Origin of the sequence: Flavonifractor sp. An82 (assembly GCF_002159265.1) — a bacterium.
GTDB lineage: Bacteria > Bacillota > Clostridia > Oscillospirales > Oscillospiraceae > Flavonifractor.
In genome coordinates, this window is the sequence record NZ_NFHG01000026.1 from 19,091 (window position 1) to 30,916 (window position 11,826).

General features: G+C 58.4%; 8 protein-coding genes. 3 read left to right on the forward strand and 5 right to left on the reverse strand.

The features are described 5' to 3' along the window. Positions 1-285: 285 nt before the first annotated feature. The 4 genes from speB to B5G34_RS16610 form a co-directional block, all read right to left on the reverse strand. Entirely contained in the window at positions 286-1,209 is a 924-nt protein-coding gene (speB, locus tag B5G34_RS16595; RefSeq protein WP_087340182.1) for an agmatinase, read from the reverse strand. Between the two features lie 2 nt (positions 1,210-1,211). Beyond that, positions 1,212-2,390 carry a M20 family metallopeptidase gene (locus B5G34_RS16600; protein ID WP_087340184.1) on the reverse strand — a complete coding sequence of 393 codons (1,179 nt, stop codon included), beginning with the start codon at positions 2,388-2,390 and terminating at the stop codon, positions 1,212-1,214. A 19-nt stretch (positions 2,391-2,409) separates the two neighbouring features. After that, the gene (locus tag B5G34_RS16605) at positions 2,410-3,810 is read right to left on the reverse strand and encodes an AbgT family transporter (protein WP_242957100.1); all 1,401 of its coding nucleotides are present in this window, start codon (positions 3,808-3,810) and stop codon (positions 2,410-2,412) included. 215 nt (positions 3,811-4,025) lie between these two features. Then, complete coding sequence (locus tag B5G34_RS16610) at positions 4,026-5,390, reverse strand: sigma 54-interacting transcriptional regulator (RefSeq protein ID WP_087340187.1); 1,365 nt, start codon at positions 5,388-5,390, stop codon at positions 4,026-4,028. A 508-nt stretch (positions 5,391-5,898) separates the two neighbouring features. Between B5G34_RS16610 and B5G34_RS16615 the strand changes: the two genes are divergently transcribed. From B5G34_RS16615 to B5G34_RS16625, 3 genes are all read left to right on the forward strand, one after another. Next, a complete protein-coding gene (locus B5G34_RS16615; RefSeq protein ID WP_242957101.1) occupies positions 5,899-7,008 on the forward strand; it encodes a sigma 54-interacting transcriptional regulator in 1,110 nt (369 codons plus the stop codon). 196 nt (positions 7,009-7,204) lie between these two features. Continuing rightward, positions 7,205-8,863 (forward strand): M20/M25/M40 family metallo-hydrolase, encoded by a 1,659-nt coding sequence (locus B5G34_RS16620; RefSeq protein ID WP_087340192.1) that lies wholly within the window; start codon positions 7,205-7,207, stop codon positions 8,861-8,863. Positions 8,864-8,892: 29 nt separating this feature from the next. Next, on the forward strand, positions 8,893-10,224 hold the full coding sequence (locus B5G34_RS16625) for a branched-chain amino acid transport system II carrier protein (RefSeq protein WP_087340194.1): 1,332 nt from the start codon (positions 8,893-8,895) through the stop codon (positions 10,222-10,224). A gap of 1,084 nt (positions 10,225-11,308) precedes the next feature. Here the strand turns inward: B5G34_RS16625 and B5G34_RS18980 are convergent. Then, positions 11,309-11,826: hypothetical protein (locus B5G34_RS18980; protein ID WP_204245976.1), on the reverse strand; the 518-nt coding region annotated here is incomplete at its 5' end.

Genomic DNA, 11,826 nt, shown 5'->3' on the forward strand with positions numbered 1-11,826 from the left:
TTGCCAACCTCAGATTTTGCGTTGCAATAAACAAGAGAATGGCCCGCTTCAGAAGCAGAAACTTCACCATTGGCAGGAGATGATTTGTTGCCGCTAATTCCATTATAGAAAGCAACCATTTGCCCTATCAATGCAACGAAGGGCAAAAAAGAGGCCCGGCAGAATAGAATTCTGCCGGGCCTTCTCTGGCTGAAGGGGGAGAATTTGGGATCTTCAGCCGCGGCAGCAGCTGCCTTGAAGCCTTTTGAGGCTCTAATAGCTGCCCTGTTGGGGAGGGCGCCTCTGTCAGGGATTCAGGTTCTTAAAGTAGTGATGCGCCCAGCACTCGGTAACGATCTTCCGGGCGGCAAACAGGGCGGCCAGGGAGGGGTCCAGCTTGGGGGCTACCTCCACCACGTCCATGCCGATGATGTTGAGGCCTTCAAAGAGGCCCTTCAGCAGATCCAGCAGCTGCCGGGCGGTGAGGCCGCCGAACTGGGGGGTGCCGGTGCCGGCGGCGTAGGCGGGATCCAGGCAGTCGATATCCAGGGTGATGTAGACCTTGGAGAAGCGTTTCATGTGGCCCACCACCTGCTCCAGCACCGCCGGGACGCCTTGGTGGTCGATCTCCGCGGCGGAGAGGACGTTGACCTTGTTGCTGTGGTAGAAGTCCAGCTCGTCGGACTCGATGGAGCGGATGCCCAGGAAGTAGAGATGGTCGCTGTCCCCCACATGGGACAGCTCGGTGGCCCGCCGCTCGGTGGAGCCGTGGGACAGAATGTCCCCGTGCATCTCGTGGCAGAGGTCGAAGTGGGCGTCGATGTGGATGATGCCGAAGTCCTCATCCACGGCCCGGTTGATGCCCCGGTGGACGGGGATGGTCACCGAGTGGTCGCCGCCGATCATGGTGAAGAACTTGCCCGCCGTCACGGCCTTGAAGGCCAGCTCCTCCGCCTCGGCAAACATCTCGTCCCGGTCTTTCCCTACGCAGTCCCCCAGATCCTTCACCTTCAGGGGGGAAATGTCCCGGAAGTCCTCGGTGGTTGGGGAGATGGTGTGGGTGATCTTCCGCAGCTCCTGGGGTGCCTCGCAAGTGCCGGAGCGGAAGCTGACGCCCCCGTCATAGGGGATGCCGAATACCGCAATGTCCACATCCTCCAGGGAGAGCTCCGGATGGTTCAGGCCCGCCCAGATGGTGGGATCCTCTGTAACAGAATTATGCAGCAGCATGGTTAAACTCCTTTCTCGTCCTGTTCCCGGATGCCCCGGTCGAAGTCCGCACGGACGGCGGCCAGAAGCTCGGGCTTTGTCAGCAGGTCATAACCCACGCCCGCCAGGCCGCAGACGCCCAGCCGGGTGGCCTCCCGGCCGCTCTCGGTGACCGTCTGGGCGGCGAACTCCTCGGTGTGCAGATCCAGGCCCTTGCAGCTATGGATGCCGATCATGCCGTGGAGGGTGGGCACCCGGAAGCTCACGTTGCCCGCATCGGTGGACAGGCGGTTGCTCTCCTCCACCTCCACCGGCTCGCCCAGGGCGGTCATGTTCTCTTCAAAGCTCTGGAGCAGGGGCTCGTTGAGCAGGAGCGGCTGGGTGGGACAGAGGTACTGGGTGATTTTCAGTTCGGCCCCCACGCTGTCCGCCGCGCCCTGGGCGCAGTGGGTAACCCGGTCCACCGCCCGGCGGGTCTTCCACTCCTGGTCGCAGCGGATGTAGTAGCGCAGGGAGGCGTAGTCCGGGATGATGTTGGGCAGGGTGCCTCCGCTGTTGAGGATTCCGTAGATGTTGGCATCCAGATACTGCTTGACCTGATTGATGGAAGTGTAGGCCAGCACCGCGGCATCCAGGGCGTTGATGCAGTCGCTGCCCGGCCCGGCCTCGTTGGCGTGGCACTTCTTGCCGAAGAACTCATACTGCACCGGATAGATGCCGATACTGCCCATCCGGCCGCAGGTCTTTTGATAGGGATGGAGCATGAGGGCGGCATCCAGCTCGTCAAAGGCGCCCTCGTCGGTGAGCTGGACCTTGGTGCAGGTGATCTCCTCGTCAGGGGTGCCGTATACGACGAGGGTGCCGCCGGATTTGTCCACTACCTGCCGCAGGGCGGCCGCCGCACCGGCAGAAATGACGCCGATGAGGTCGTGGCCGCAACCGTGGCCCACCTCGGGCAGGGCGTCGTACTCGCACAGGAATCCGATCACCGGCCTGCCGGAGCCATAGACCGCCCGGAAGGCGGTGGGCAGGCCGTGAAAGTTCTCCTCCACCGCGAAGCCCTTTTCCGCCAGCCAGTCCCGCAGCAGCTTGGAGGCGTGAACCTCCTCCAGACCCAGCTCCGGGTTGTCGTACATCTCCTTGGAGATCGCCCACAGCTCCGGCAGGAAGCCCTCCACCGTCTTTTGAATTGCCTCTTTCACGCAAATACCTTCTTTCTTATCACATGGGCCCGAGCTGGATGGCGTTGGCGATCAGCACCAGCACCGCGCCCGCCGCGAACTGGAGGCCCAGCAGGGGCACAAACCAGCGGGCCCACTTGCCATAGGGGACCTTGGCCATGGCCAGGGCGGCCATGAAGGTGCCCGCCGTGGGCACCAGGTTGTTGGACAGGCCGTTGCCGATCTGGAAGATGATGCAGGTGGTCTGCCGGGTGATGCCGGCCATGTCGCCCATGGGCAGGAGGATGGGCAGGGAGGTGGCCGCCTGGCCGCTGGCCGAGGGAATGAGCAGGTTGAGGAAGTTCTGGAACACGTACATGCCCAGCACGGTCAGGGCAGTGGGCAGAGAGGTGAGCAGGCCGGAAGCACCGTACAGGATGGTGTGGAGGATGTTGCCCTCTTCCAGCACGATCAGCACGCCGCGGGCAAAGCCCACCGCCAGGGCACCGGTGGCGAAGTCGGCCACGCCCCGGCCGAAGAGGACGCCGAAGCCGTTGAGGCCCACCCGGCCCACAAAGCCCACGATGATGCCCATGCCCAGGAAGAGGCCGGAGATCTCGTTGATGTACCAGCCCCATTTGAGCACGCCCACGATGAGCAGGGCGAAGGTGGCACCCATGACCAGCAGCACCACCTTGCGGGTGCCGGTCAGCTCGGGCAGGTCGTTCAGATCCACCTTCTCCTCCCGCTGGCGATCGAATTCGTACATCAGGCTGCGGGTGGGGTCGGCCTTGATGCGCCGGGCATAAAGAGATACATAGACCGCCGCGATGGTGAGCATCACCACCAGGATGATGAGGCGGTACCACATGCCTGAGTAGAGGGGCAGGCCGGCGATGCTCTGGGACACGCCCACGTTGGCTGGCTGGACAAAGGAGCCCGCGTAGCCGCTGGAGCTGCCCACAATCGCCACCGCCAGGCCGGTGATGGAATCGTAGCCCATGGCGATGCAGATGGGCACCAGGAAGGGGATGAACACCAGGCACTCCTCAAACATGCCGAAAGAGCCGGCGGCGAAGCCCACCACAAAGATCATGATGGGGATGAGCAGCCCCTGCCGTTTGGAGGTCTTTTTGATGATACGGCCGATGCCTGCCTCAATGGCCTTGGTCTCTGCCACCACGCCAAAGGCGCCGCCGATGACGAAGATGAAAGCCGCGATGTTGGCCGTCTCGATGATACCCTCCTGTACGGACATGAGCGCCTTCATGGGGGTCACCGGAGTCTGTTCCACCCGGTGGTAGCTGCCGTCCACAAAGACCTCCACGCCGTTGTCATCTACGTAGGTGTCGTACTGACCTGCCGGAACGATATAGGTCAGGATCGTACACACGGCGATGATGAGCAGGATCAGTGTGAACATGTGGGGGAAGGTGATGCCCCGTTTCTTTTTTTCTGCCATCTTTTACCCTCTCCTAACTTCAGATAGTTGGTTCAAGTAAAACCACTGCCCCTATTTCAGCAAACCGGATGCCAGCACGGAAGGGTTCTCGAATTTAGTTAGGAAAGGCTGCATTTTCAGGCATTTCCCGGTTGGGATACGCCGATGAGGCTGGCTGTACACGGAAAAAGGCAAGAAATTTTGCGCAAAATCGCAAAATTTCTTGCCTTTCGCAGTCAGGTATTCAGATGATATTTCATCATCTTGTATTGGAGCGCCTGGCGGGTCAGCTTCAGCTTCTCCGCCGCCTCCGTAATGGTGCGGCTTTGCTCCAGCGTGCGGACAATCAGGCCCTTCTCATAGCGGCGCACCGCCTCCTGCAGGCCCATGCCGTCCGGCAGGGCCTCCTCCGCCGGTTCCACCGCTTTTTCCTCCTCGTGGTAAAAGATGTACCGCGGGATGTCGCTGAGCTGGATCACAGAGCCGGTGCACAGGTTAAAGGCCGACTCCACCGCGTTTCGCAGCTCCCGCACGTTGCCGGGCCAGTCGTAGGCCAGCAGGGCGTTGCGCACCAGCTCGCTGACCCCTGTGATCGTCCGCTCCATTTTTCGGTTGTACCGCTCCACATAGAAGTCGGTGAGCAGCGGAATGTCCTCCGGCCGCTTCCGCAGGGGCGGCAGGGCCAGCTGCACCACCCCCAGCCGGTAAAACAGATCCCGCCGGAGCAGTCCGTCCCGCACGGCGGTGATAGGATCCACGTTCATGGCGGAGACGATGCGCACATCGCTGTGCACATCCTGCTCTCCGCCCACGGGCCTGAACTTCTTCTCCTCAATGGCCTTCAATATCTTGGCCTGGAGGGAGAGATCCATGGAGTTGACCTCGTCCAGAAAGAGGGTGCCACCGTCGGCCTGCTTGAGCAGGCCCTTCCGGTTTTCCGCGCCGGTATAGCTCCCCCGGGTGGTGCCGAACAGTGTGCTCTCCAGCAGGGTGGTGGGAATGGCCGCGCAGTTCTGGGAGATGAAGGGGCCCTTGGATCTGGTGCTGTGGCTGTGGAGGGCCTGGGCAAAGAGCTCCTTGCCCGTGCCGGTCTCCCCCCAGATCAGCACCGGAGAGGGGTTGGCGGCCACCCGCTGCACGGTGTCCTTCAGGGCCAGCATCTCCGAATTCCGGGTGATGATGTCCTCCAGGCGGAACAGGCCCGTGTGGGGATTGGTCAGCCAGTGGTTCTTCCCGTCCAGCTGGGAGTCCTTGTGATAGAACACCGAGGTCTCCATAGTGCCGATGACCGTGCCATTGTCCTCCAGAGGAAAGGTGGAGGTGACCAGCATGACCCGCCTGCCCCGGAAGTCGGTGAGCACCTGCTTCTCGTTGAGGATCGGCTCCCCCGTCCGCATCACCCGGAAGTGGCTGGAGGTCTCTTTGGTCAGCTCCGGATACACCTCCAGAATATTTTTCCCGATAAAGCCCTCGTCAATCAGACCGTTCTCCTGCTCTGAAAACATGGCGGAATATTCGATTATTCCATGACGATCTGCAATCAGAATGGCATCCACGCCGTCGTGAAGCCTGGACATGTAATTCAACCATTTTCCGATCATGGTGTGTCCCTCCTCGTAAATCCGTGCGGCCGCAGCTCCGTTTTTTACTAAACTATAGCATAAAATATTTTCTTGCACAATTCTGTAGGTAGCGATGGAGAATACGGTTGCGCTTCTTCGGAGTTCGCTATACAATACATGTATGAAATCGCATCGAGTTGACTTACAGCGCAAATATTCCGCAGATTCTATGTGAGTAGGAGCAGCCCGGGATGGCGGAGTTCCTTCTTTCTCCTGTTGGTGCAGTACGATTACGGGGAGGGAAAATATGTTAAATAGCTATTTGGACAGTGTTCTTGGGTTGTACGAACGCACGGATGCCATTATCATCACGGACTGTAAGGGGTTTATTGAATACTCCATCATGTTTTCCAACGAAGTGAACAATTTAAAGAGCGCCCATGTTACAGGTATGCATATCCTGGAAAACTATCCCAGCCTCACAGAAGAAACCAGCAGTATTATGCGGGTACTAAAAAATGGGCAGGAAATTCTCGACGAAAGACAAATGGTAACCAATTACCGCGGGGAACAGCTCTACCTCGTCAATTCCACCTTTCCAATCAAAGTGAACGGCGAAATTATTGGCGCCATCGAGGCATCTGTTTATGGGGACAAGACGCTGCTGGAGCGGATGCCTGACCGGAGCCTTCAGCGCAAGCGGCCCAGGAAGCGCCTGTATACGTTGGATGACATTATTACGAAGAGCCCTAAAATGCTGGATATTAAGGAAAAAATCCGGCGGGTAGCGGTCAATCCGTCCTCGGTGCTGATTGTGGGGGAGACGGGGACCGGGAAGGAGCTGGTTGCCCAGTCTATCCACAGCCACAGCAACCGATCGGATGGGCCTTTCCTCTCCCAAAACTGCGCAGCTATCCCCAGCACGTTGCTGGAGAGTATTCTGTTCGGAACCACCAGAGGGAGCTATACCCAGGCGGAGGATCGCCCCGGCCTGTTTGAGCTGGCCAACCATGGCACACTCTTCCTGGATGAGCTCAACTCCATGGATATCGCCCTGCAGTCTAAGATTCTCAAGGCGCTGGAGGACAAAGAAATCCGCCGGCTGGGAGCGGCAGCCTCCACACCGGTGGATGTGCGTGTGATCTCTGCCGTCAATGAGGACCCCTTCACCTGTATCGCGGAGGGGCGGCTGCGGGAGGATCTCTACTACCGGCTGGGGGTGGTACAGTTGCGTCTGCCCCCTCTGCGGGAGCGGCCGGAGGATATCCCCTTGTTGACAGAGCACTTCATCCGACGGCTGAATCAAAAAATGCATCATCAGATCATCGGCGTGAGCACTATGGTAATGGATCTCTTTGCGCACTACGGCTGGCCGGGCAACATCCGGGAGCTGCAGAACGTGATGGAGAGCTGCTTCAACACGGCGGAGTCCGAGACGGTCACCATCCGGGATCTGCCGGAGTTCCTGTTTCGGCGGCGTCTGGAAAAGCAGCCCCGCTTTGACAGCGGGCGGACCCTGCCTCAGCAGATGGCGGACTTCGAGAAGCAGTTGATTGGCCAGGCCATCAGCGAAACAAGGAACCTGATGGATGCGGCCAGGCTGCTGGGGATCTCCCGGCAGTCGCTACAATACAAATTACAGAAGTATCAGTTCTGACGGTTCTGCGCAAAAATTTTTTATTTTTAAAAAATTTTTGCGCAGAATATATTCCCTCCCTTTCTGGAAAACTTCCGAAACCGGTGTCGGTTTCGGAAGTTTTCTGCTGTTTACGGCACAAAATATGATGTGTTCACTGATGGCATCTCCTTTGCTGTGATCTAACGCATCCTGTAAAATGAAGGAGGATTCTGCCATGTATTTGGACTGTTACGAGGAGGTCAGGCGCCTGACCAAAGAGCTGGTATCCATCCCCAGCATTGTCCGGGAGCCCCAAGGTGAAACCAACTGCGCCAGGTATATCTATGAGTACTATATGGGACTGGACTACTTCCAGCGGCATCCGGAGCAGGCCCGGCTAATCCAGACAGAAAACGATTTCGTGGAGCGGCACAGCGCCTACGCCTATGTGAAGGGAACCAAGGGAACCTCCAGCCGCACTGTGATCCTCATCGGTCACATCGACACCGTGGGGGTGGATGATTACGGCGTCTTCAGGGATTTCGCCTTTGACCCGGATCATCTGCCGGAAAAATTGCTGGAGCTGGACATCGGCGAGGAGGTCCGGGCAGACATCGCCTCCGGGGAGTATATGTTCGGTCGGGGTGCACTGGATATGAAATCCGGCGTGGCGGGCCATATGTACCTCATTAAATATTTCTCGGAGCACCCGGAGGAGCTGGACGGTAACCTCATTGCCTACGCCGAGTGCGACGAGGAGGACAATTCCCACGGTATCCTCACCGGCCTGAAGGAGTTCAAACGGCTGAAGGAAAAAGAGGGGTTTGACTATATCGCCTGCATCAATGCCGACTACTCTACCGGCTACAACTTGGCGGACATCAACCGATATATCTACTTCGGCAGCATTGGCAAGCTCCTGCCCTCCTTTTATGTCCGGGGCAAGGAGACCCATGTGGGACAGGCCTACGGCGGCCTGGATCCCAACCTGATTCTGTCAGAGCTCACCCGCCTGATGGAGCTGAACACCGACCTGTGTGACGAGGCCCAGGGGGAAGTGACGGTCCCGCCCATCTCCCTGAAGCAGGCAGACTTCAAGGAAGGCTATACAGTGCAGACCGCCCTGGCGGGCTATGCTTATTACAACTTCTTTACCCACAGCATGTCCCCGGTGGATGTGATGGCCGTGAGCCGTCAGAAGGCGGTAGAGGCTTTTGGCAACGTCATCCGCCATGTCAACGCCTCCTATCGACGGTACTGCGAGAAGAGCCATGTGGACTATGAGCCCCTGCCCTGGAAGAGCCGGGTGTACACCTGGGAGGAGTACTGCGACTATCTGGAGCGGCGCCGCGGCCCGGAGTTCCGGGAGCACATCTTCCGCTTCGCCCAGCAACTAAATGCCGACGAGCCAGCCCTGGATCTGCGGCTGTTCAGTGTCCGGGTCATAGAAGAGGCCTGCCGCTGGGATGAGGATAAGTCCCCCATGATTGTGGTGTTTTTCGGCTCCATCTTCTCCGCCCGCATCGAGATGACGGGCAAGACAGAGAAGGAGAAGGAATTGCTCGCCGCTGTGGAGCGGGCTGTCCAGACAGTGCAGCCTGTATGCGTCAATCCTATCCAGATCCGCATGTTTTACCCCTATATCTCCGACTCCAGCTTTATGGCTATCAGCGACGACGTGTCCACTATCGCGGCCATGGGGAAGAATATGCCGTCCTGGAAGACCAAGTATTTCTATGATGTGGATCTGGTTCGCGAGATCAACGTGCCCGTGGTGAACATCGGCACCTTCGGCAAGGACGGGCACAAGGTGACCGAGCGGGTACACATGAAGTACACATTTGAGCACGTGCCCAACATGACCTATCTCACCATCCGTGACAGCCTGGCTTGACCCGCCGGGCAGAAGAGAGGGAGCAAGCAATGAAAAAGCATCTTATAAAAGACAGCATCATCACCGGCCTGGCGCTGTTCTCCACGATGTTTGGTGCCGGCAATCTGATTTTCCCGCCTCAGATCGGGCTATTCAGCGGTAGCGCCTGGTTCCTGGGCGCCATGGGGCTGCTGTTGGGCGGCATCATCCTTCCGGTGCTCGCCCTCTGGTCGATCAACAATGTGGGAGAGGGCGCGGAATCGCTGATGGGGCATGTACACCCAAAATTCTACGATGCCTTCTATCTGGTCAACAGTACCCTGCTTGCCATGGGCTCCACCCTGCCGAAATGCGCGGCCTCCACCCATGAGCTCGCGGTGGCGCCCCTGTTTCCAGATGTCCCGATCTGGATCACGGTCATCGTATTCTTTGCTCTGGTCTACTTCTTCGCCAAAGACCGGGAATCCGTGATTGACAAATTGGGCAAGTACATGACTCCGCTGCTACTCATCCTACTGGCCGTTGTCCTCATCAAAGGCGTTGTGGACCCCGTGGGACAGCCGGTTGATACCGGCATTGAAAACCCCTTCGGCTCGGCCCTGCTCACTGCCTATAACACCGGGGATCTCACGGTGGGTATCCTGTTTGCCGGTGTCATCATAGGAGATCTCCGCCGGCGCGGATACGACCGGAAGGCCAGTAAAAAGGCCGCCTTCTCCGCCGGCCTGGTGTGTGTTGCGGCCCTGTTTGCCGTCTATGGTACCATGACCTATTTGGGCGCGACGGGCAGTGGGATCTATCCGCAGGACACCCCACAGACGGTCCTCCTCTCCGGCCTGATCCGGCAGATTATGGGGACCGCGGGCATTGCATGCCTGGGCGGCGCCGTGACCCTGGCTTGCCTGACGACAGCGGTGGGCCTGGGCAGCACGGTGGTCTCCTTCCTGTATACCTTTTTCCGGGAGAAAATTCCTTATAAGGTCCTGCTTCTGATCGCCTGCCTGATTGGTGTGTTCATGGGGATCACAGGGGTGCAGAATATTGTCAACTATGTTACCCCCATTTTCCTGGTGATCTACCCGGCGTGTATCGTCACTACGGTCCTGGGCTTGCTGAATCGCTTCCTTCCCAACGACGGGTTCTATAAGGGGGGTGTCTTGGTGGCCCTGATTCTGAGCCTGGGTGACGCCGTGCTCAGTGTATTCCCAAACCTGGAGTGGCTGAAGCATCTGATGTCCATCTTCCCCTTGGCGGAGATGGGATTTGCCTGGCTGATCCCATCGATCATCGGTATGTTTGTGGGCGGACTGCTCTACCGCGGTAAACCTAAGTTCTCCCTCCCTGTCACCCACGCTGGTGAGACGTCGTCTGTATCGAACTAGGCCACGGTATATTCTGGCGCGTCCTATTTGCCCACAGTGAAAATGATCCCGGAAATACAGGCCCGACGCACCCAGAAACCGTGCGGTAGGTGCCCTGTGGGTACCCGCTGCCTCTCTGAGCAGTTTTGCATGTGAAGTGCCCCTACCAGATATTTCATGTGAAGCCTCATAAGGCCGGGGATACTAGCGGGAGACAATATGCGGCAAAGGTTGCCCATAGCAGCGTACTATTGCCCTAAACGTCGGTGAACAGGCCATGGAGAGCCGTACGAAGTAGCAAGCAAGTACGGGACCGCCGGAAAAGTGGCGTCACCAGGGGCATTAGGTCAAGGGGTACCAAGGGAGGATGCGTTTATCAACTCTCGGGTGGGGCAAGCAGGGCGCCTGGCTTGCCGCAAGTGGCAGCCGGCGCATTTGTGGGAATGGCCCGCACCCACTCCAAAATGAGAGACAGACGACCACTGGAAGGCCTCTGTCGCGGCCGTGTGAGCCCTGTGTGCCGTTTTCGAAGTGAGGATGGAGGCGGTGCCCATGTCAAGGGTACTTGAACGGCGTTGGGCCGTGTGTGGGGCGGCGGCTGTCTGGGCAGTCATGACGCGGTAATCTTGATAATCTAGGCCATTCAATTCCAGAAGAAAAACGTCCCCGGGGGCCCCGGTTTGGGGCCCTCTGGGGGTGTTCGATTTTCGTACTAGGATAAAGGGAGGTGGTCGCAAGCGCCCATCTCCCGGCCACAAAGCCCCGCAGTGCGGGGCTTTTCCGACTTTCGCGGAAGGTGCACCTTTTCGCCACAGTCGGCGGTTTTAGGTGGTCGGCGATTTGAGAAGTCCAGTGTTCCCAGCCGGTTCCGGCCGTTTTGACCGACGCTGTGGCCTGAGAACGCAAAACTTGCGCCGCAAAACAAAGAAGGAAGCCCTTGCTGAGGCGCAAATGCGATGCCGTTGACAAAGAGATACTCCGGGCAGCCAAATGATAAGGATCTGTTAACTCTGCCGGTTTGGGGTGGCTATTTTCATCCTTCTGCGGTATTGTGTGGTGCTGCGAAGGAGGCGAGAGCCATGCGAAAAACACTGGAGGATCTGTACTACGGAGAAATCCGGCCCCACGACCGGGAGATCGATATGGACTCCGAGCTGGAGAAGGCAATGGGCCGGGCGGAACGGTGTGAGGAAAAGCTTGCCGTCATGCTGGAGGGGGAGGCTAAGGCCCTCCTGCTGCGGCTGATTGACGCGGACAACGAGGTCAGCAGCAGCGTATACTCCTGTTTCCAAGCGGAAAACTCCACGGACATAGTAAAGCCCCGGTAGCTGCCAATCTGCACCGGTTCGGAACCTTTGACCTCCTTACAGGCGTCCAGCAGGGCTGCACCGGCGTTTTCTTTGTCGGTCAGCACATCGCCCCGGATCTCCATCCCCGCAAAGCCATCCTCCGGGTGAGGATGGGCGGCCAAGGTCTCTAGATCCGCTTCAAAGCCTTTGATAAAGCCCTTGTTGGTTTCGATTTCCTGGGGGAAGTATTTGAGCAACTGATCCTCCAGGCGGTACTGCTTGCTCTGATGGTCAGCTTTCATCAGCTTCAGACGCGCAACCTCCACATCCAAAT